Origin of the sequence: Enterobacter sp. GER_MD16_1505_Eko_090, from assembly GCF_003331015.1 — a bacterium.
GTDB classification, from domain to species: Bacteria; Pseudomonadota; Gammaproteobacteria; order Enterobacterales; family Enterobacteriaceae; genus Enterobacter; species Enterobacter roggenkampii.
This window is the reverse complement of record NZ_PUQF01000002.1, coordinates 193,578-213,611: the sequence shown is the minus strand read 5'-3', so window position 1 is coordinate 213,611 and position 20,034 is coordinate 193,578. Positions and strand designations below refer to the sequence as shown.

The following is a 20,034-nucleotide window of genomic DNA, read 5'->3' as shown; positions in this document are numbered from 1 at the left end:
GACAATTAAGAACTCAGCGTTCGTACAGGATGAACAATCATGTTTAAACAGCTGCAGGATATGGCGCTATTCGCGCTGGTGGCCGAGATGGGCAGCTTTACCGCGGCAGCCCAGAAGGCGGAGCTGCCAAAATCCAGCGTGAGCCAGCGGATTAGCCAGCTGGAGCAGCAGGTGGGCATTCGCCTGCTTAACCGCACCACGCGCAGGCTGAACCTGACGTTTGCGGGTGAGCACTATCTGGTGCACTGCCGCGAAATGCTGGCGGCCAGCGAGCGGGCGGAGTACGCCATTCAGCGCCTGCGCGAAAACCCAAGCGGGCGGCTTCGCATCACCTGCCCGGCAGGGATTGGTGCGACGCTGCTGGCGCATATGAATGCCGAGTTCCAGCTTCGCTATCCTGAGGTTTCGCTGGACGTGTCGATCTCTGATGACGTGGTCGATCTGGTTGAGGCCGGCTTTGACGTGGCGCTGCGTACCGGCAAGCCGCAGGACTCCTCCCTGATTGGCCGCATGATCGGGCACTGCCCGCGCTATATGCTGGCCTCGCCGGACTATCTGGTGCGCCGTGGGCCGCTAACGCATCCCCGTCAGCTGGTGGAGCACCGCAGCATTACGCACAGAGCCTGGTCGGAGTGGCTTCTGCGAAGCGAGAGCGAGGATTACCGCTACCTGCCGGATAACGCGCACATGACCGATAACCTGGTATACGCCCGCGAATGTGCGATTGCCGGTGCGGGGATTACGCTCCTTCCGGCTTTTTTGCTGGAAGATAAGGTCGAGAAAGGGGCGCTGGTGCAGGTACTGCCGGAGTGGAACGTTGAAGGAAACGACCTGTGGCTGGCCTATCCGAGCCGTAAGCTCAACTCACCCGCGCTGATGAGCTATATCGACTTTGCAATGCAGTTTGACGAGGTGAAGCGGTATTACGTGGGTAAATAAAAAAGCCGGGTGGCGGCTTCGCCTTACCCGGCCTACAAACAGCGCAGAACCGTAGGCCGGGTAAGCGTGAGCGCCACCCGGCTTTTGGGCACTTACTTAGAAATACGCTTGTACTTAATACGCTTCGGCTCCAGCGCGTCGGCGCCCAGCGTGCGTTTCTTGTACTCTTCGTATTCGGTGAAGTTACCTTCGAAGAACTCCACTTTACCTTCGTCCTGGTAGTCCAGGATGTGGGTCGCGATACGGTCGAGGAACCAGCGGTCGTGCGAGATAACCATTGCACAGCCCGGGAACTCCAGCAGGGCGTTTTCCAGCGCGCGCAGGGTTTCGATATCCAGGTCGTTGGTCGGTTCATCGAGCAGCAGAACGTTACCGCCCACCTGCAGCAGCTTCGCCAGGTGCAGACGTCCGCGCTCACCGCCGGACAGCTCGCCCACGCGTTTGCCCTGGTCGGTGCCTTTGAAGTTAAAGCGGCCAACGTAGGCGCGGCTTGGCATCTCGGTGTTGCCGATACGCATGATATCCAGACCGCCGGAGACTTCTTCCCACACGGTTTTGCTGTTATCCATCGCGTCGCGGAACTGGTCAACGGAGGCCAGCTTCACGGTCTCACCCAGGGTGATAGAGCCGCTGTCTGGCTGTTCCTGACCGGACATCATGCGGAACAGGGTTGATTTACCCGCGCCGTTCGGACCGATGATGCCCACGATAGCGCCTTTCGGTACGGAGAAGGTCAGATCGTCGATCAGCACGCGGTCGCCGTAGGACTTACGCAGGTTGGTCACTTCAACCACTTTATCCCCCAGACGTGCTCCAGGTGGAATAAACAGTTCGTTGGTTTCGTTACGTTTCTGGTATTCGGTGTTGTTCAGCTCTTCGAAGCGTGCCAGACGGGCTTTGCCCTTAGACTGACGGCCTTTCGTGCCCTGACGCACCCACTCCAGCTCTTTCTCGATAGACTTACGGCGCGCCGCTTCCTGAGACGCTTCCTGAGCCAGACGCTGATCTTTCTGCTCCAGCCAGGAGGAGTAGTTGCCTTCCCACGGAATACCTTCACCGCGGTCCAGCTCCAGGATCCAGCCGGCGACGTTGTCGAGGAAGTAACGGTCGTGGGTGATCGCCACAACGGTGCCTTCGAAGTCGTGCAGGAAGCGCTCCAGCCACGCCACGGATTCCGCATCCAGGTGGTTAGTCGGTTCGTCGAGCAGCAGCATGTCTGGTTTTTCCAGCAGCAGGCGGCACAGCGCCACGCGGCGGCGTTCACCCCCGGAGAGGTTCGCGATTTTTGCATCCCAGTCCGGCAGACGCAGGGCATCCGCCGCGCGCTCCAGCTGCACGTTCAGGTTGTGACCGTCGTGCGCCTGGATGATCTCTTCATACTTGCCCTGCTGTGCGGCCAGCTTGTCGAAGTCCGCATCCGGTTCGGCATATTTGGCATACACTTCATCCAGACCTTTCAGGGCGTTAACCACTTCGGACACCGCTTCTTCAACGGATTCGCGAACGGTGTGTTCCGGGTTCAGCTGAGGTTCCTGCGGCAGGTAGCCAATTTTGATGCCAGGCTGCGGACGGGCTTCACCTTCGATGTCTGTATCAATGCCGGCCATGATGCGCAGCAGGGTGGACTTACCGGCACCGTTGAGACCCAGAACACCGATTTTTGCGCCCGGGAAGAAGCTCAGCGAGATATTTTTAAGAATATGACGTTTCGGCGGGACAACTTTGCCGACACGATGCATGGTATAAACGAATTGAGCCACGTTGGACTTCGCCTCTTTTATCGTAATGAGAAGGAATTTCAGCCTCGAAGTGTAGCCTTTTTCCTGCCCTAATCCCAGCCAGGAACGTCGGGAGTGTTAAAACGCGCAAGAAAGGTAAAAAAGTGTCCATGACGTGGCGCGTTGCAGGATGCCTGGTTAGCATAAGTTAATGAGACTTTGACGTGGCAAGACGCTGCAATTGACGAAAAAACAATGAGGAAGAGCTTGTGGAAAAAGCCAAACGGGTGGTCTGGCGTCTGCTGGCTGCCAGCGTATGCGTAATGGCGGTAAGCCAGGCGGTGCATGCCGATTCACTGGATGAACAACGTAACCGGTATGCCCAGATTAAGCAGGCATGGGACAACAAGCAGATGGATACCGTGCAGGCGCTGATGCCGACGCTCAAGGATTATCCGCTGTATCCGTATCTGGAGTATCGTCAAATTACGGACGATCTCATGAACCAGCCCACCGTTACCGTGAATAACTTCATTCAGGCGAACCCGACCCTGCCGCCAGCCCGGAATCTTCAGTCTCGTTTTGTGAACGAACTGGCGCGTCGCGAAGACTGGCGCGGGCTGCTGGCGTTTAGCCCTGAAAAGCCGAATACCACCGAAGCGCAGTGTAACTACTACTACGCAAAATGGGCGACCGGCCAGCAGGAAGAGGCCTGGGCCGGGGCGAAAGAGCTCTGGCTGACCGGGAAAAACCAGCCGAACGCCTGTGATTCCCTGTTTGGCGCGTGGCGTGCTTCCGGCAAGCAGGATCCGCTGTCCTACCTCGAGCGCATCCGTCTGGCGATGAAAGCCGGTAATACGCGTCTGGTGACTGCGCTGGCGGGGCAGATGCCGTCCGATTACCAGACGATCTCCACGGCAGTTATCTCGCTGGCAAACGATCCCAACAGCGTCCTGACCTTTGCCCGCAGTACGGGCGCGACCGATTTTACCCGCCAGATGGCGGCGGTGGCTTTTGCCAGCGTGGCGCGTGACGATGTAGAAAACGCGCGGCTGATGATCCCGCAGCTGGTGCAGGCGCAGCAGCTTAATGAGGAGCAAACGCAGGAGCTGCGCGATATCGTGGCGTGGCGACTGATGGGCACCGATGTGACCGACGAGCAGGCGCGCTGGCGAGACGATGCGATTATGCGTTCGAACTCCACGTCGCTGGTGGAACGCCGCGTGCGAATGGCGCTGGGTACGGGCGACCGTCGTGGGCTCAATACCTGGCTCGCCCGGTTGCCTATGGAGGCCAAGGAGAAAGATGAATGGCGTTACTGGCAGGCCGATCTGCTGCTGGAGCGCGGTCGTGATGATGAGGCCAAAGAAATTCTTCATACGCTGATGCAGCAGCGCGGGTTCTACCCGATGGCGGCCGCGCAGCGCCTGGGCGAGGAGTACACCTTCCGCATTGATAAAGCGCCCGCTAACGCGAATCCGGCGCTGACCCAGGGGCCAGAAATGGCGCGAGTTCGCGAGCTGATGTACTGGAATATGGACAACACCGCGCGCAGCGAGTGGGCGAATCTGGTGACCAGCCGCACCACCGATGAAAAAGCTCAGCTTGCCCGCTATGCGTTTGATAACCACTGGTGGGATCTGAGCGTGCAGGCGACGATCGCCGGTAAGCTGTGGGATCATCTCGAAGAGCGTTTCCCGCTGGCTTACAAGGATCTGTTCGATCGCTACACCAGCGGCAAAGATATCCCGCAAAGTTACGCGATGGCGATTGCCCGTCAGGAAAGCGCCTGGAACCCGAAAGTCCGTTCCCCGGTGGGCGCCAGCGGCCTGATGCAGATCATGCCGGGAACGGCGACGCACACGGTGAAGATGTTTAACATCCCTGGATACAGTAGCCCGTCACAGCTTCTCGATCCGGATACCAACATCAACATCGGTACCAGCTACCTGCAGTATGTGTATCAGCAGTTCGGCAATAACCGCATCTTCGCGTCGGCGGCGTATAACGCGGGGCCGGGTCGCGTGCGCACCTGGCTCGGCAACAGCGCCGGACGCATCGACGCCGTGGCGTTTGTCGAGAGCATCCCGTTCTCGGAAACGCGCGGCTACGTGAAGAACGTGCTGGCTTATGACGCCTACTATCGCTACTTCATGGGGCAGAAAGACACCCTGATGAGCGATGCCGAGTGGCAGAGACGTTACTGATCGGCGTGGGTTGTGTTATGCTGTACTCGCTAAAGAGTACAAGAGGCAGCATAACATGACCCAGCATTCCCCGTATTCCTCGGCAATGGCCGAACAACGTCATCTGGAGTGGCTTCGTTTTGTGGAGCTGCTTCGCCAGTCTTACGAGCAGGATTTGCATTTACCCCTGATGCAGCTAATGCTCACGCCAGACGAGCGTGAGGCGCTGGGCACGCGCGTGCGGATCATTGAAGAGCTGCTGCGCGGCGAGATGAGCCAGCGCGAGCTGAAAAATGAGCTCGGCGCGGGCATCGCGACGATTACCCGCGGATCGAACAGCCTAAAGTCGGCGCCCGTTGAGCTGCGCCAGTGGCTGGAAGCGGTGTTGTTGAAAAACGCCTAACGATAGATCGCGTTATGGAACGGGCTTAACGCCAGGATCACCGCCTGGTGATAAACGCCTGAACGCGTCAGCGCACCGGCGGTAAAGACGCCAATCGCTCCTTCTTTACGGCCAATCTCATCAATGCCGGTGTACTGCGACATCACCGGCCCGAGCGCTTCACCCGCACGCACTTTTTCCAGAATGATCTCCGGCAGGGGCAGGGTGGCCGAACGCGCCTCGCCGCGCTGCTCGCGGCTTTCGATCACCACCCAGCTAAAGGTTGCGCCTTCGTCGATACCGGCTTCAATCGCCACCCAAAAGTCCGCATCCGGGGCCGCAGCTCTGGCATTTGCCACGCGATTTCGTGCGCCAGCGCGCGTTTCCTCGCTGCCAAACGGCTGTTCAGGAACGCCACTCTCGACGCCGATGGCCTCAATATGGCAGGATCCTGCGCCGAAGATCTCGTCAAATGCCCTTAGAATTGCCTGAATTTTGGCAGGATTAGTGGTAGCAGAGACAACATGGTGCATAATTAAGCTCGATTCAAAAAAAACTCATCGCAGTATAACGGAAAAAAAGCATGTTACAGGTATACCTTGTTCGCCACGGTGAAACGCAGTGGAACGCCGAGCGACGTATTCAAGGCCAGTCAGACAGTCCTCTCACTGAGAAGGGGGTGCAGCAAGCGTGGCAGGTGGCGGAACGCGCCAGAACGCTGGGCATTACCCACGTGATTACCAGCGATTTAGGTCGCACACAGCAGACGGCGCGCATCATCGCGGACGCCTGCGGCTGTGACGTCATGCTTGAGCCGCGCCTGCGCGAGCTGGATATGGGCGTGCTGGAAAAACGCCATATCGATACGCTGACGGAAACGGAAGAGGGCTGGCGTCGCACGCTGGTGAACGGTACCGAAGATGGCCGTATTCCTGAGGGCGAATCCATGCAGGAGCTCAGCGTACGTATGCATGCCGCCCTGGCGGAATGCCTGAAGCTCCCGGCAGGAAGCCGTCCGCTGCTGGTGAGTCATGGGATTGCGTTGGGATGCCTGGTGAGCACCATTCTGGGACTACCGGCTTACGCTGAGCGCCGTTTGCGTCTGCGCAACTGCTCTATTTCCCGAATTGATTATCAGGAAAGCGCGTGGCTGGCGTCAGGTTGGGTGGTGGAGATGGCAGGGGACATTTCGCATCTCGATGCCCCTGCGCTTGACGAACTACAGCGTTAACGACGTATCGGAATCAAGAATTCCATACGCAGATTGATTGGGCCTTCTTCCGGTTTGGCATCCTGCGCCGGGTAGTAGCGCTCAATGTCCTGACCTTTACGGCGATTCAGATTCAGCATCGGCATGCAGGTTCCGTAAACGGTCAGGATGAACTCCTGAACACCCGTTCCCAGCCCTTCATAGGCGAACATCACGTATTCACCGCCTTCCAGCACGACAGGTTTTGAACCCTGAATGTAGCCATTGGCCATCTCTGGCGTCAGCGCGGTGGTGTAGAACACCTCCTGCTCGTCGTCCTTTTCCTGGCTTGGGTGCGTTTCGTTGAGACCATACAGAATAGGCGGGATCGCCGGTGCGTGGCTCAGGAAGTCGCGCCAGAACTGGACGCGCATCTGATGACGGAACTCGGAAATCTGCTCCAGCGAACAGGAGTAGCTCTGCGTCGTGCCGATCAGATGGGTTTCCGGCAGGGTAATAATTTCATTCTTCGGCATCGCGAACTCGCCCAGACGCAGCGGCGGACGCATGCCAAACGAGCTCCAGTCAGGCGAGCGACGATACAGCGCTGGCGTCAACGAGAACTGTTTTTTAAAGGCGCGGGTGAAGGTCTGCTGCGAATCGAAACGATATTGCAGGGCAATATCCAGAATCGGGCGCGCGGTCAGGCGCAGAGCCACAGCAGATTTCGATAAACGACGTGCGCGAATATAGGCCCCGATAGCATGACCGGTGACATCCTTGAACATCCTTTGCAGATGCCACTTGGAATAGCCTGCTTTAGCCGCCACATTATCCAGTGACAAAGGCTGGTCGAGATGACCTTCCAGCCAGGTGAGCAGGTCGCGAATAATTCCAGCCTGATCCATATACTATCCTCATCCTTAAAACAGCAGGTGCCTGATAACAGGTTAGCGGATAATAGCATTTTTTGATGTTTTAGCATTCAGTGTTTTTTTTGCGCATTCATGCTTTTTGTAGGGCATTATGGGCAAATATATTCTAATCCTGTGATCTTGCTACATTTTTGTCTAAAGTGTTGAATAATCGCTCAGTGTAATTTTAAAGAATGGTAACAATATGAAATACAAGACTTTGCTCTTCACCGCGCTGATGTTGATGGCCGGGCGCGTGGCACAGGCGGAACAGATAGGTTCTGTCGACACCGTGTTCAAAATGTTTGGCCCGGACCACAAAATCGTGGTGGAGGCGTTTGACGATCCGGACGTGAAAAACGTCACCTGCTATGTCAGCCGTGCGAAAACGGGCGGTATCAAGGGCGGTCTGGGGCTGGCTGAAGACACCTCCGATGCGGCGATCTCCTGTCAGCAGGTGGGCCCGGTTGAATTGAGCGATAAAATTAAAAACGGCAAAGCGCAGGGCGACGTGGTATTCCAAAAACGAACCTCGCTGGTGTTCAAAAAGCTGCAGGTTGTGCGTTTCTATGATGCCAAACGCAATACGCTGGCTTACCTGGCCTATTCCGATAAAGTGGTAGAAGGTTCACCGAAAAACGCGATCAGCGCGGTGCCGATTATGCCGTGGCGGGAATAAAAAAAACGGCGCAAATGCGCCGTTTTTTAATGCGTTAACTGCGGGATTACTCCTGCAGGTCACCGCAGAAACGGTACCCTTCGCCGTGTATCGTGGCGATGATTTCCGGCGTATCTGGCGTAGATTCGAAGTGCTTACGAATACGACGGATGGTGACGTCTACGGTACGGTCGTGCGGCTTCAGCTCACGGCCGGTCATTTTCTTCAGCAGCTCTGCACGGGACTGGATCTTGCCCGGGTTTTCGCAGAAGTGCAGCATCGCGCGGAATTCACTGCGCGGCAGTTTATACTGCTCGCCGTTCGGGCTAATCAGCGAACGGCTATTGATATCAAGTTCCCAGCCGTTGAATTTGTAGCTATCGACGCTACGACGCTCTTCGCTGACCGTGCCCAGGTTCATGGTGCGGGACAGCAGGTTGCGTGCACGAATGGTTAACTCGCGAGGGTTGAACGGCTTGGTGATGTAATCATCCGCACCGATTTCCAGGCCAAGAATTTTATCAACTTCGTTGTCACGGCCCGTCAGGAACATTAACGCGACGTTCGCCTGCTCGCGCAGTTCGCGCGCCAGAAGAAGACCGTTTTTGCCCGGCAGGTTAATATCCATGATCACCAGGTTGATATCATTTTCAGAAAGGATCTGATGCATCTCTGCGCCATCGGTCGCTTCAAAGACATCGTAGCCTTCTGCTTCGAAAATGCTCTTTAACGTGTTGCGTGTTACCAACTCGTCTTCAACGATAAGAATGTGCGGGGTCTGCATGTTTGCTACCTAAATTGCCAACTAAATCGAAACAGGAAGTACAAAAGTCCCTGACCTGCCTGATGCATGTCGCAAATTAACATGATCGGCTTAACGTGACTAAAGTACGTAATTGCGTTCTTGATGCACTTTCCATCAACGTCAACAACATCATTAGCTTGGTCTTGGGTACTTTCCCTTTGGACCCGACAGTGTCAAAAACGGCTGTCATCCTAACCATTTTAACAGCAACATAACAGGCTAAGTGACACCAGACACCCAATAAAACTACGCTTCGTTGACATATATCAAGTTCAATTGTAGCACGTTAACAGTTTGATGAAATCATCGTAGCCGAATGCTAGCCTTTGTCACAATTTTTCAATAAACCAACTAGTTGCAGACATTGATTTATAAACGAAGCGAATCCAATCAGAATAGAGTATTCATGTTACTATTATCATTATAAAACATAGGGATAATAGTGTTCTGTTAACATTCTAACTGATTGTTCAGACACAGAATAGTTTAGCGTTTTTAATTTGTTATGAAACGCTATTTCGGTGATTTGTGTTGCAATTTTGTAAATTCGCGCTGCGTAATATGTTGAAGTGCATCACATTTTTACCGGCTAACTGATTAAAAAGAGAGCATAAATGCATCTGTCGATTGTACTGGTTGCACCAGCCAGAGCAGAAAATATAGGCGCAGCGGCGCGTGCGATGAAGACCATGGGTTTTACCGATTTACGTATTGTGGACAGCACGGCCCATCTGGAGCCAGCCGCCCGGTGGGTGGCGCACGGTTCGGGAGATATTCTCGATAATATAACCACTTACGCTACGCTTGCCGACGCGCTGCATGACATTTCGTTTACCGTTGCAACCACCGCGCGCAGCCGGGCGAAGTTCCACTATTACGCCACGCCTGCTGAACTGGTACCCATGCTCGAAGAGAAAAGCCAGTGGCTGGAGAAAGCCGCGCTGGTATTTGGACGTGAAGATTCCGGATTAACCAACGAAGAGCTGGAATTGGCGGACGTTCTTACCGGTGCGCCGATGGTGGCCGATTATCCTTCCCTGAATTTGGGCCAGGCGGTCATGGTCTATTGCTATCAATTAGCCTCCCTAATGCAAATCCCTCAACCTCAGCCAGAAGCGGCAAATGAAAATCAGCTGGCCGCGCTGCGAACTCGCGTGCAGGGGCTGTTATCGAGCCTTGGCGTCGCGGACGATCAGAAAATGGCCGACTGGCTGCAGCAGCGTCTTGGTCGTCTTGAGCAACGGGACACCGCCATGTTGCACCGTTTGCTGCACGATATTGAAAAAAAATTGACCGAGTAAAATACTGCCATAAGTTTTTATTATGGCGAATAAGTCTGTCTGAACGGGTTGCGTTTGGGGGAATTGGATGAAAATAAAGCGGTACGCAGCGGGACGTGAGAGTCTTCCGAAATGTGATCAAATTAAAAATCCATTGACTTAAGGGGCCCGATCCTTTAACCCTAAAAGAATACAGCACAGACAGATAATAATGACAGAGTACACAACATCCATGAAACGCATCAGCATCACCACCATTACCACAACCATCATCATTACCACAGGTAACGATGCGGGCTGACGCGTACAGGAAAAACAGAAAAAAGCCCGCACCTGAACAGTGCGGGCTTTTTTTTCGGCTAAAGGAAACGAGGTAGAACCATGCGAGTGTTGAAGTTCGGCGGTACATCAGTGGCAAATGCAGAACGTTTTCTGCGTGTTGCCGATATCCTGGAAAGCAACGCCAGGCAGGGGCAGGTTGCGACCGTGCTCTCTGCCCCGGCAAAAATCACGAACCATCTGGTGGCGATGATTGAAAAAACCATCGGTGGCCAGGATGCACTTCCGAACATCAGCGACGCAGAGCGTATCTTCGCTGACTTACTGCAAGGCCTGGCAGAAGCGCTGCCTGGCTTCCCGCATGCGCAGCTGAAGTCTTTTGTTGAACAAGAATTCGCGCAAATTAAACATGTCCTGCACGGCATCAGCCTTCTCGGCCAGTGCCCGGACAGCATCAACGCGGCGCTGATTTGTCGCGGTGAAAAACTCTCTATCGCCATCATGGCCGGCGTGCTGGAAGCGCGCGGCCATAGCGTGACCGTGATCGATCCCGTTGAAAAACTGCTGGCGGTGGGCCACTACCTCGAATCCACCGTTGATATTGCCGAATCAACCCGCCGTATCGCCGCCAGCAAAATTCCCGCTGACCACATGATCCTGATGGCAGGCTTCACCGCTGGTAACGAGAAGGGCGAGCTGGTGGTGCTGGGCCGTAACGGTTCCGACTACTCCGCCGCCGTGCTGGCCGCCTGTTTACGCGCGGACTGTTGTGAGATCTGGACTGATGTTGACGGCGTGTATACCTGCGATCCGCGCCAGGTACCGGACGCCAGGCTGCTGAAGTCGATGTCGTACCAGGAAGCGATGGAGCTTTCCTACTTCGGCGCCAAAGTACTTCACCCGCGTACCATCTCCCCGATTGCCCAGTTCCAGATCCCTTGCCTGATTAAAAACACCGGTAACCCGCAGGCGCCGGGTACGCTGATTGGCGCGAGTACCGATGAGGACGGACTGCCGGTGAAAGGCATCTCCAACCTGAACAACATGGCGATGTTCAGCGTCTCGGGTCCGGGGATGAAAGGGATGGTCGGCATGGCGGCACGCGTGTTTGCGGCCATGTCCCGCAACGGTATTTCGGTGGTGCTGATCACCCAGTCATCCTCCGAGTACAGCATCAGCTTCTGCGTGCCGCAGGCTGACTGCCTTCGCGCCCGCCGCGCGCTGGAGGAAGAGTTCTATCTGGAGCTGAAAGAAGAATTGCTGGAGCCGCTCGCGATTCAGGAGCGTCTGGCGATCATCTCCGTGGTGGGCGACGGTATGCGCACCCTGCGCGGTATCTCCGCCAAATTCTTTGCCGCGCTGGCGCGCGCCAATATCAATATCGTGGCGATTGCCCAGGGCTCGTCAGAGCGTTCAATTTCTGTTGTTGTGGATAACGACGATGCCACCACCGGCGTTCGTGTGGTTCACCAGATGCTGTTCAACACCGATCAGGTTATCGAGCTGTTCCTGATTGGCGTGGGCGGCGTCGGCGGCGCGCTGCTGGAGCAGGTGAAGCGTCAGCAGGAATGGCTTAAGAAGAAACACATCGATCTGCGCGTCTGCGGGATCGCGAATTCCAGAGCGCTGCTGACCAACGTCCACGGCCTGAACCTGGAAAACTGGCAGGCCGAGATGAATGAGGCAAAAGAGCCGTTCAACCTGGGGCGCCTGATCCGTCTGGTAAAAGAGTATCATCTGCTTAACCCGGTCATCGTCGACTGCACCTCGAACCAGGCGGTGGCCGACCAGTACGCGGACTTCCTGCGCGAAGGTTTCCACGTGGTGACGCCGAACAAAAAGGCCAACACCTCGTCGATGGATTACTATCACCAGCTGCGTCTGGCGGCGAGCAAGTCGCGCCGCAAGTTCCTCTACGACACCAACGTGGGGGCAGGCCTGCCGGTTATCGAGAACCTGCAGAACCTGCTTAACGCGGGCGATGAGCTGCAGCGTTTCTCCGGCATTCTCTCCGGCTCGCTGTCGTTTATCTTCGGCAAGCTGGATGAGGGAATGAGCCTCTCGGAGGCCACCCGCGCCGCGCGCGAGCTGGGCTATACCGAGCCGGATCCGCGTGACGACCTTTCCGGTATGGACGTGGCGCGCAAGCTGCTGATCCTCGCGCGCGAAACGGGCCGTGAGCTTGAGCTTTCCGATATCGTGATTGAGCCGGTCCTGCCGGCAGAATTTGACAGCAGCGGTGACGTCAGCGCCTTTATGGCCAGGCTGCCGCAGCTTGACGACGCGTTTGCCGCCCGCGTGGCGAAAGCCCGTGATGAAGGTAAGGTATTGCGCTATGTTGGCAACATTGAAGAAGATGGCGTGTGCCGGGTGAAGATTGCCGAAGTGGATGGCAACGACCCGCTGTACAAAGTCAAAAACGGCGAAAACGCCCTCGCGTTTTACAGCCACTATTATCAGCCACTGCCGCTGGTGCTTCGCGGCTATGGCGCAGGGAACGATGTTACGGCGGCGGGTGTCTTTGCCGATCTGCTGCGTACCCTGTCATGGAAGTTAGGAGTTTAACATGGTCAAAGTTTATGCCCCGGCTTCCAGCGCGAATATGAGCGTCGGATTTGACGTGCTGGGTGCGGCGGTAACGCCGGTGGACGGTTCGCTGCTGGGCGATACGGTGACGGTGGAAGCGGCAGACAGCTTCAGCCTGAATAACGTGGGTCGCTTCGCCAGCAAACTGCCGTCTGAGCCACGCGAGAATATCGTCTATCAGTGCTGGGAGCGTTTCTGTCAGGAGATCGGTAAAAACGTGCCGGTCGCCATGACGCTGGAAAAAAGTATGCCGATTGGCTCCGGGCTGGGTTCCAGCGCCTGCTCGGTGGTCGCCGCGCTGGTGGCGATGAACGAGCACTGCGGCAAGCCGCTGAACAACAACCGCCTGCTTGCCTTAATGGGCGAGCTGGAAGGGCGTATCTCCGGCAGCATTCATTATGACAACGTTGCGCCATGCTTCCTCGGCGGCATGCAGCTGATGATCGAAGAAAATGGCATCATCAGCCAGCAGGTGCCAGGGTTTGATGAGTGGCTGTGGGTGCTGGCCTATCCGGGTATCAAGGTATCAACCGCGGAAGCGCGTGCGATCCTGCCCGCGCAGTATCGCCGTCAGGACTGTATCGCCCACGGGCGTCATCTGGCGGGCTTTATCCACGCCTGCTACACCCGTCAGCCGCAGCTGGCGGCCAAACTGATGAAGGACGTCATTGCCGAGCCGTACCGCACGAAGCTGCTGCCCGGCTTTAACGAGGCGCGACAGGCGTCCATGGATATCGGCGCGCAGGCGTGTGGCATCTCCGGCTCCGGCCCGACGCTGTTCGCCCTGTGCGACAAGCCTGACACTGCGCAGCGCGTGGCGGACTGGCTCTCTAAACACTACCTGCAAAATCAGGAAGGCTTTGTTCATATTTGCCGTCTGGACACGGCTGGCGCACGAGTACTGGGATAATTAATGAAACTCTACAACCTTAAAGATCATAACGAGCAGGTCAGCTTCGCGCAGGCGGTGACTCAGGGACTGGGCAAAAATCAGGGGCTGTTTTTCCCGCATGACCTGCCGGAATTCCAGCTGACCGAGATTGATGACCTGCTGAAGCAGGATTTTGTCACCCGCAGCACCAAAATTCTGTCCGCGTTTATCGGCGATGAAATTCCGCAGGAGCTGCTGGAAGAGCGCGTACGCGCGGCATTCGCCTTCCCGGCGCCGGTTCAGCAGGTTGAGCCTGATGTTGGCTGCCTGGAGCTGTTCCACGGTCCGACGCTGGCGTTCAAAGACTTCGGCGGCCGCTTTATGGCGCAGATGCTGACCCACATCAGTGGTGACAAGCCGGTGACCATCCTGACCGCGACCTCCGGGGATACCGGCGCGGCGGTCGCCCACGCGTTCTACGGCCTGAAAAACGTCCGCGTGGTGATCCTCTATCCGAAAGGTAAAATCAGCCCGCTGCAGGAGAAACTGTTCTGCACCCTCGGCGGCAACATTGAAACCGTGGCAATTGACGGCGATTTCGATGCCTGTCAGGCGCTGGTCAAGCAGGCCTTCGACGACGAAGAGCTGAAGGTGGCGCTGGGTCTGAACTCCGCCAACTCCATCAACATCAGCCGTCTGCTGGCGCAGATCTGCTACTACTTCGAAGCGGTGGCGCAGCTGCCGCAGGACGCGCGCAATCAGCTGGTGATCTCCGTGCCGAGTGGTAACTTCGGCGATTTGACGGCAGGCCTGCTGGCGAAATCCCTGGGTCTGCCGGTGAAACGCTTTATCGCCGCCACCAACGCCAATGACACCGTGCCGCGCTTCCTGAAAGACGGGAAGTGGGCGCCGAACGCCACGCAGGCGACCCTCTCCAATGCGATGGATGTCTCTCAGCCGAACAACTGGCCGCGCGTGGAAGAGCTGTTCCGCCGTAAGATCTGGCGCCTGGGTGACCTGGGCTATGCTGCGGTGACGGATGAGACCACCAAATCCACCATGCGCGAGCTGAAGGCGGTGGGGTATACCTCTGAACCGCACGCGGCGATTGCCTATCGTGCGCTGCGCGACCAGCTTAACCCGGGTGAATACGGCCTGTTCCTGGGGACCGCACATCCGGCGAAGTTCAAAGAGAGCGTGGAAGCGATCCTGGGCGAAACGCTGCCGCTGCCGAAAGAACTGGCCGAGCGTGCCGACCTGCCGCTGCTGTCCCATGAGATGCCGGCGGACTTTGCGGCGCTGCGTAAGCTGATGATGACCCGCGCGTGATTTTTGTCGGGTGCGGCTACGCCTTACCCGACCTGCAACTGATGATGACGCGTGCGTGATTGTGTTGCCCGGTGGCGGCTTCGCCTTACCGGGCCTACAAAGACGAACAAACCGTAGGCCGGGTAAGCGAAGCGCCACCCGGCTTTTTTTGTGAAGAAATTAAGGAGAAAAATAGCAGGGAAAAAGCAGAAATTCCCAATAAATGCGGTCACTTAGCGTTTAGGATTGCAGAGAATAACATCCCCCGTTCCCCTCGCGTACTCTCCTTACAACGGCCCACGTTGGGCAACGATAATAAGGAGTCACCGATGTCAAAACTGAAACCTGCGCTGATTGCGCTTTCACTGATGCTGGTCGCTCCCATGGCGGTTCAGGCATCTGAAGTTACCCTCGTACCTGCGGTCAAACTGCAGATTGGCGACCGGGATAATAACGGGCACTACTGGGACGGTGGCCGCTGGCGCGACCATGACTGGTGGAAGGCGCATTATGACTGGCGCGATAACCGCTGGCGTCCTCACGATGAGCATCGCGAGCGTGACCACCATCATGACGATCGTCGCCATGACGATCGCCGTCCAGGTCCGGACTGGAAACACCACTAATGCAAAACCCCGCCAGCCGGCGGGGTTTGTTTTTACTGCTCGTGGCGCTTAAATACCAGCTCGCCTTTCCCCGACGCTTCTTCGTCAAAGAAATAGCCTTCGCTGTTGAAGGCGGTCAGCTGCTCCGGCTTCGTCAGGCGGTTCTGAATGATGTAGCGGCTCATCAGACCGCGCGCTTTCTTGGCGTAGAAGCTGATCACTTTGAACTTGCCGTTTTTCTCGTCGAGGAATACCGGCTTGATGATGTCGGCATCCAGTTTTTTCGGCTTCACCGACTTGTAGTATTCATCGGATGCCAGGTTAATCACCACGTTATCGCCCTGCGCGCGCAGCGCCGCATTCAGCTTATCGGTAATGATATCGCCCCAGAAATGGTACAGATCTTTGCCTTTGGCGTTCTCCAGGCGAATCCCCATCTCCAGACGATAAGGCTGCATCAGATCCAGCGGGCGCAGTACGCCGTACAGGCCCGACAGCATGCGCAGATGCTGCTGGGCAAAATCGAAATCGGCTTCGCTAAAATCTTCCGCCTGCAGGCCGGTGTACACGTCGCCTTTAAATGCCAGAATCGCCTGACGAGCGTTAGCCGGGGTGAAATCCGGGTGCCACTCGTGAAAGCGGGTCGCGTTCAAATCGGCCAGCTTGTCGCTGATGCTCATCAGCGAGGCGATTTGCGGTGCTGAGAGCTTACGCGCTTCGCGGATCAGCTGTTGCGAGTAGTCCAGCAGTTCAGGCTGGGTATAGCGCTCGGTGGCGAGCGGGCTCTGGTAGTCGAGCGTTTTTGCAGGTGAAATCAGAATCAGCATATCCAGTCCTTGCAGGAAATTTAGAGCGACTTTAGCAAAAAATCGCCCTGAATTGATCGATAGCTGTTATTGCCGTGGCAAATCATCCCACGTGCCGGGGGCAAGCTGCGCCTTGATATCGGGATAGCGGGCGGGATCAAAGACCGGCGGAACGCCGAGTTTGCGCTGGCGCAGATAGTCTCTGGCAATCAGGGTCACCACGGGCGAGAGCAGCAGGATCGCCGTGAGGTTAGTGATTGCCATCAGCGCCATAATGATATCGGCCAGCTGCCAGACCAGCGGCATACTGAGCAGGGAGCCTGCTACCACCATCAGGATAACCCCCAGACGCAGGGTTCCGATCGCGGCGCGGGAGTCGAGTTTCAGGAAAATAAGGTTATTTTCGGCGTAGAGGTAATTCACCACGATTGAGCTGAAGGCAAACAAGATCAGGATGAGCGAGACAAATCCGGCTCCCCAGCCGCCGGTCAGGGTCACCAGCGCCTGCTGAAGAAGCTGTATCCCGACGGTTCCCGACGCGTGGGGTACGGGGCCTGCCAGCAGCAAAATCATGGCGCTGGCGGAACAGATAATAATGGTATCGGTAAAGACGCCAATCATCTGCACAATACCTTGTGCGGCCGGGTGTGGCGGCCAGGAAGAGGCGGCGGCTGCCGCATTGGGGGTTGACCCCATACCGGCTTCATTGGAGAACATGCCCCGCTGAAAACCCGCCATCAGCGCCTGGCTGAAGGTGTAGCCCAGCGCGCCGGATGCCACTTCGCGCCAGCCAAAGGCGCTTTTGACGATGGTGGCAAGCACGCCCGGCACCTGGTCGAGATGCAGTGCGGCGACGAACAGGCTCGCGGCAACCCAGAGCAGCGCCATAATGGGCACCAGCCACTGCATCAGGCGAGCGATACCCTTGAGACCGAATGAAATGGTAAGCAGAACGATCGAAGCTAAAGCGAGACCCGCGAGCCACTCGGGGCAGGAGAAGGCATAGCGCATGGCATGGGCGACCGAGTTCGCCTGGACGGTATTAAAAATAAGACCGTACGCGAGCAGTAAAAAAAGCGAGAACAGGACGCCCATCCAGCGCATCCCCAGGCCACGCGCCATGTACCAGGCTGGACCACCGCGAAACTGGCCGCGCTTATCTTTCTCTTTGTAGAGTTGTGCAAGCGAACTTTCGGCAAAGGAGGTGGCCATACCGAGAAGTGCCGTCATCCACATCCAGAAGACCGCGCCTGGCCCACCGGCGCTGATGGCCAGTGCTACCCCCGCCAGATTCCCGCTGCCCAGGCGTGCCGCAAGGCTGGTACAGAGCGCCTGAAACGACGTTAATCCGCCCGGCTGGGGCGTGACGCTGTTTTTCAGACTTCTGCCAAACTTGCGAATATAGCGAAACTGGATAAACCCACTGCGTAGCGTAAACCAAATACCTGCTCCCAGAAGCAGGTAAATCATTATCGAACCCCAGAGGACTTCGTTAATAAAGAAAAAGAAATCAGGCATTAACGTCCCTCTTGTTGATGCCAACGTGAATATGTAAGCGCTACCACTGATTGGGCATGCTGTTGCTTAGCAGCCTGTTAATATTCTGAGTTTATCATACTCTGCCTAAGCGCACTGTCTGCGGTTGCGCTACCCCTCCGTCGTGTTATCATCAGGGCAGACCGGTTACATCCCCCTAACAAGTAAACCTGTCATTTTTCCGCTGCAGGCATGCTGTCGGTAGCGTGAATTATCCAGGGCACGTTAAAAGAGAAACACTATCATGACGGATAAATTGACCTCCCTTCGTCAGTTCACCACTGTCGTAGCTGACACCGGAGATATCGCGGCAATGAAGCTGTACCAGCCGCAGGATGCCACAACTAACCCTTCTCTGATCCTTAACGCCGCACAGATCCCTGAGTATCGCAAACTGATTGACGAGGCTGTGACCTGGGCGAAAGCGCAGAGCAACGACCGCGCGCAGCAGGTTGTGGACGCTACTGATAAACTGGCCGTGAACATCGGTCTCGAGATCCTGAAACTGGTTCCGGGCCGTATCTCTACCGAAGTAGACGCACGTCTCTCCTACGACACCGAAGCGTCTATCGCGAAAGCAAAACGTCTGATCAAACTGTACAACGATGCGGGCATCAGCAACGATCGTATCCTGATCAAACTGGCTTCTACCTGGCAGGGTATCCGCGCGGCAGAGCAGCTGGAAAAAGAGGGTATCAACTGTAACCTGACCCTGCTGTTCTCTTTCGCGCAGGCGCGTGCATGTGCAGAAGCTGGCGTATACCTGATTTCTCCGTTCGTGGGCCGTATTCTGGACTGGTACAAAGCCAACACCGATAAGAAAGAGTACGCACCGGCTGAAGATCCAGGCGTGATTTCTGTGACTGAAATCTACGAATACTACAAACAGCATGGCTATGAGACTGTGGTTATGGGCGCAAGCTTCCGTAACGTCGGTGAAATCATCGAGCTGGCTGGCTGTGACCGCCTGACCATCGCGCCAGCGCTGCTGAAAGAGCTGGCAGAAAGCGAAGGCACCCTGGAGCGTAAACTGTCTTACACCGGTGAAGTGAAAGCACGCCCAGAGCGCATCACTGAATCCGAGTTCCTGTGGCAGCACAACCAGGATCCAATGGCGGTAGACAAGCTGGCGGACGGTATCCGTAAGTTTGCTGTTGACCAGGAAAAACTGGAAAAAATGATCGGCGACCTGCTGTAATCATTCCGCGTGACCGGGCTCCCGGTCACGCGACTGCTTTCGTACCCTGTCTGAATTTCCTCTCTGCGTGTATCATTCCCTTTAATCAGTACTCTTTGAATGGAATGGATATGAATACCTTACGCATCGGCTTAGTGTCGATTTCTGACCGCGCCTCCAGCGGTGTTTACCAGGATAAAGGCATCCCCGCTCTGGAAGCGTGGCTGGCCAGTGCACTGACTACCCCGTTTGAGATCCAGACTCGCCTGATTCCCGACGAACAGCCGATTATCGAGCAGACCCTGTGTGAGCTGGTGGATGAGATGAGCTGTCACCTGGTGTTAACCACCGGCGGAACCGGGCCCGCGCGCCGTGATGTGACGCCGGACGCGACGTTGGCGATTGCCGATCGTGAAATGCCGGGCTTCGGCGAACAGATGCGCCAGATCAGTCTACACTTTGTCCCGACGGCCATTCTTTCCCGCCAGGTAGGGGTGATCCGCAAGCAGGCGTTGATTCTGAACCTCCCGGGGCAGCCCAAGTCGATCAAAGAGACGCTGGAAGGGCTAAAAGCGGAAGACGGCAGCGTCATCGTTCACGGCATCTTTGCAAGTGTACCGTATTGTATACAGCTGCTTGACGGCCCGTATGTCGAAACCGATGAGAAAGTGGTAGCAGCTTTTCGTCCTAAAAACGCGCGTCGCGAAACAATCTCCTGAAATTAATCAATATGTGACATAAGCTGAAGCGGCGATAGCGTGGTAACGGTTTTACGGTATAGTAATTTTTTCTTTA

Annotated in this window: 20 protein-coding genes and 1 other annotated feature; of the genes, 14 read left to right on the top strand and 6 right to left on the bottom strand. The window is 56.2% G+C overall.

Annotated features, from left to right (window positions below):
- The first annotated feature begins 39 nt into the window (after positions 1-39).
- On the top strand, positions 40-939 hold the full coding sequence (locus C6A40_RS03380; RefSeq protein ID WP_045335628.1) for a LysR family transcriptional regulator: 900 nt from the start codon (positions 40-42) through the stop codon (positions 937-939).
- 92 nt (positions 940-1,031) lie between these two features.
- Here C6A40_RS03380 and ettA read toward each other — a convergent pair whose 3' ends face one another.
- A complete protein-coding gene (gene ettA / locus C6A40_RS03375) occupies positions 1,032-2,699 on the bottom strand; it encodes an energy-dependent translational throttle protein EttA (RefSeq protein ID WP_021240576.1) in 1,668 nt (555 codons plus the stop codon).
- A gap of 227 nt (positions 2,700-2,926) precedes the next feature.
- On the opposite strand from ettA, the gene sltY reads away from it, so the two are divergent.
- Together sltY and trpR are read left to right on the top strand one after the other, a co-directional pair.
- Positions 2,927-4,864 carry a murein transglycosylase gene (gene sltY / locus C6A40_RS03365; protein WP_058657703.1) on the top strand — a complete coding sequence of 646 codons (1,938 nt, stop codon included), beginning with the start codon at positions 2,927-2,929 and terminating at the stop codon, positions 4,862-4,864.
- A 55-nt stretch (positions 4,865-4,919) separates the two neighbouring features.
- Positions 4,920-5,246: a trp operon repressor gene (gene trpR / locus C6A40_RS03360; protein WP_008502059.1), complete on the top strand. Its 327-nt coding sequence runs from the start codon at positions 4,920-4,922 to the stop codon at positions 5,244-5,246.
- Here the strand turns inward: trpR and yjjX are convergent.
- The gene (gene yjjX / locus C6A40_RS03355; RefSeq protein WP_008502058.1) at positions 5,243-5,758 is read right to left on the bottom strand and encodes an inosine/xanthosine triphosphatase; all 516 of its coding nucleotides are present in this window, start codon (positions 5,756-5,758) and stop codon (positions 5,243-5,245) included. The two genes, trpR and yjjX, sit on opposite strands and share 4 nt — an antisense overlap.
- A gap of 50 nt (positions 5,759-5,808) precedes the next feature.
- On the opposite strand from yjjX, the gene gpmB reads away from it, so the two are divergent.
- Positions 5,809-6,456, top strand: a complete 648-nt coding sequence (gene gpmB, locus C6A40_RS03350; protein ID WP_008502057.1) for a 2,3-diphosphoglycerate-dependent phosphoglycerate mutase GpmB — start codon at positions 5,809-5,811, stop codon at positions 6,454-6,456.
- On the opposite strand, the gene robA is transcribed toward gpmB, so the two are convergent.
- On the bottom strand, positions 6,453-7,322 hold the full coding sequence (gene robA, locus C6A40_RS03345) for an MDR efflux pump AcrAB transcriptional activator RobA (RefSeq protein WP_114191235.1): 870 nt from the start codon (positions 7,320-7,322) through the stop codon (positions 6,453-6,455). The genes gpmB and robA overlap by 4 nt on opposite strands.
- A 211-nt stretch (positions 7,323-7,533) precedes the next feature.
- Between robA and creA the strand changes: the two genes are divergently transcribed.
- The gene (creA, locus tag C6A40_RS03340; RefSeq protein ID WP_023293322.1) at positions 7,534-8,007 is read left to right on the top strand and encodes a protein CreA; all 474 of its coding nucleotides are present in this window, start codon (positions 7,534-7,536) and stop codon (positions 8,005-8,007) included.
- 46 nt (positions 8,008-8,053) lie between these two features.
- Here creA and arcA read toward each other — a convergent pair whose 3' ends face one another.
- A complete protein-coding gene (arcA, locus tag C6A40_RS03335; protein ID WP_003856501.1) occupies positions 8,054-8,770 on the bottom strand; it encodes a two-component system response regulator ArcA in 717 nt (238 codons plus the stop codon).
- 95 nt (positions 8,771-8,865) lie between these two features.
- Here arcA and yjjY point away from each other — a divergent pair, with 95 nt between their 5' ends.
- The 7 genes from yjjY (at position 8,866) to C6A40_RS03295 (ending at position 15,741) form a co-directional block, all read left to right on the top strand.
- Entirely contained in the window at positions 8,866-9,006 is a 141-nt protein-coding gene (gene yjjY, locus C6A40_RS03330) for a YjjY family protein (protein ID WP_085928893.1), read from the top strand.
- A gap of 399 nt (positions 9,007-9,405) precedes the next feature.
- Positions 9,406-10,092: a tRNA/rRNA methyltransferase gene (locus tag C6A40_RS03325; protein ID WP_045335631.1), complete on the top strand. Its 687-nt coding sequence runs from the start codon at positions 9,406-9,408 to the stop codon at positions 10,090-10,092.
- 211 nt (positions 10,093-10,303) lie between these two features.
- Positions 10,304-10,372 carry a thr operon leader peptide gene (gene thrL, locus C6A40_RS03320; protein ID WP_015572623.1) on the top strand — a complete coding sequence of 23 codons (69 nt, stop codon included), beginning with the start codon at positions 10,304-10,306 and terminating at the stop codon, positions 10,370-10,372.
- Positions 10,311-10,428: a sequence feature (Thr leader region), on the top strand. (Overlaps the previous gene by 62 nt.)
- Before the next feature lie 24 nt (positions 10,429-10,452).
- Positions 10,453-12,915 carry a bifunctional aspartate kinase/homoserine dehydrogenase I gene (gene thrA, locus C6A40_RS03315; protein WP_008502052.1) on the top strand — a complete coding sequence of 821 codons (2,463 nt, stop codon included), beginning with the start codon at positions 10,453-10,455 and terminating at the stop codon, positions 12,913-12,915.
- Between the two features lies 1 nt (position 12,916).
- Positions 12,917-13,846 (top strand): homoserine kinase, encoded by a 930-nt coding sequence (gene thrB / locus C6A40_RS03310; protein ID WP_021240567.1) that lies wholly within the window; start codon positions 12,917-12,919, stop codon positions 13,844-13,846.
- 3 nt (positions 13,847-13,849) lie between these two features.
- Positions 13,850-15,136, top strand: coding sequence for a threonine synthase (thrC, locus tag C6A40_RS03305; RefSeq protein ID WP_045335635.1), 1,287 nt, complete (start codon positions 13,850-13,852; stop codon positions 15,134-15,136).
- 308 nt (positions 15,137-15,444) lie between these two features.
- Positions 15,445-15,741, top strand: a complete 297-nt coding sequence (locus C6A40_RS03295) for a DUF2502 domain-containing protein (protein WP_021240563.1) — start codon at positions 15,445-15,447, stop codon at positions 15,739-15,741.
- A gap of 32 nt (positions 15,742-15,773) precedes the next feature.
- Here the strand turns inward: C6A40_RS03295 and yaaA are convergent, their stop codons facing one another.
- Together yaaA and C6A40_RS03285 are read right to left on the bottom strand one after the other, a co-directional pair.
- Entirely contained in the window at positions 15,774-16,547 is a 774-nt protein-coding gene (gene yaaA / locus C6A40_RS03290) for a peroxide stress protein YaaA (protein WP_021240562.1), read from the bottom strand.
- Between the two features lie 66 nt (positions 16,548-16,613).
- Positions 16,614-18,044 (bottom strand): alanine/glycine:cation symporter family protein, encoded by a 1,431-nt coding sequence (locus tag C6A40_RS03285; protein ID WP_021240561.1) that lies wholly within the window; start codon positions 18,042-18,044, stop codon positions 16,614-16,616.
- Between the two features lie 262 nt (positions 18,045-18,306).
- Between C6A40_RS03285 and tal the strand changes: the two genes are divergently transcribed.
- Positions 18,307-19,260 (top strand): transaldolase, encoded by a 954-nt coding sequence (tal, locus tag C6A40_RS03280; RefSeq protein WP_008502045.1) that lies wholly within the window; start codon positions 18,307-18,309, stop codon positions 19,258-19,260.
- 110 nt (positions 19,261-19,370) lie between these two features.
- Positions 19,371-19,958, top strand: coding sequence for a molybdopterin adenylyltransferase (gene mog / locus C6A40_RS03275; RefSeq protein WP_008502044.1), 588 nt, complete (start codon positions 19,371-19,373; stop codon positions 19,956-19,958).
- Positions 19,959-20,034 lie beyond the last annotated feature (76 nt).

What these genes read in the sequence shown, in the direction of transcription:
- C6A40_RS03325 (WP_045335631.1), top strand. Translation starts at nt 9,406, where the DNA reads ATGCATCTGTCGATTGTACTGGTTGCACCAGCCAGAGCAGAAAATATA.
- thrC (WP_045335635.1), top strand. Translation starts at nt 13,850, where the DNA reads ATGAAACTCTACAACCTTAAAGATCATAACGAGCAGGTCAGCTTCGCG.
- thrB (WP_021240567.1), top strand. Translation starts at nt 12,917, where the DNA reads ATGGTCAAAGTTTATGCCCCGGCTTCCAGCGCGAATATGAGCGTCGGA.
- robA (WP_114191235.1), bottom strand. Translation starts at nt 7,322, where the DNA reads ATGGATCAGGCTGGAATTATTCGCGACCTGCTCACCTGGCTGGAAGGT.
- mog (WP_008502044.1), top strand. Translation starts at nt 19,371, where the DNA reads ATGAATACCTTACGCATCGGCTTAGTGTCGATTTCTGACCGCGCCTCC.
- arcA (WP_003856501.1), bottom strand. Translation starts at nt 8,770, where the DNA reads ATGCAGACCCCGCACATTCTTATCGTTGAAGACGAGTTGGTAACACGC.
- gpmB (WP_008502057.1), top strand. Translation starts at nt 5,809, where the DNA reads ATGTTACAGGTATACCTTGTTCGCCACGGTGAAACGCAGTGGAACGCC.
- yaaA (WP_021240562.1), bottom strand. Translation starts at nt 16,547, where the DNA reads ATGCTGATTCTGATTTCACCTGCAAAAACGCTCGACTACCAGAGCCCG.
- trpR (WP_008502059.1), top strand. Translation starts at nt 4,920, where the DNA reads ATGACCCAGCATTCCCCGTATTCCTCGGCAATGGCCGAACAACGTCAT.
- tal (WP_008502045.1), top strand. Translation starts at nt 18,307, where the DNA reads ATGACGGATAAATTGACCTCCCTTCGTCAGTTCACCACTGTCGTAGCT.
- yjjX (WP_008502058.1), bottom strand. Translation starts at nt 5,758, where the DNA reads ATGCACCATGTTGTCTCTGCTACCACTAATCCTGCCAAAATTCAGGCA.
- C6A40_RS03285 (WP_021240561.1), bottom strand. Translation starts at nt 18,044, where the DNA reads ATGCCTGATTTCTTTTTCTTTATTAACGAAGTCCTCTGGGGTTCGATA.
- thrA (WP_008502052.1), top strand. Translation starts at nt 10,453, where the DNA reads ATGCGAGTGTTGAAGTTCGGCGGTACATCAGTGGCAAATGCAGAACGT.
- C6A40_RS03295 (WP_021240563.1), top strand. Translation starts at nt 15,445, where the DNA reads ATGTCAAAACTGAAACCTGCGCTGATTGCGCTTTCACTGATGCTGGTC.
- creA (WP_023293322.1), top strand. Translation starts at nt 7,534, where the DNA reads ATGAAATACAAGACTTTGCTCTTCACCGCGCTGATGTTGATGGCCGGG.
- C6A40_RS03380 (WP_045335628.1), top strand. Translation starts at nt 40, where the DNA reads ATGTTTAAACAGCTGCAGGATATGGCGCTATTCGCGCTGGTGGCCGAG.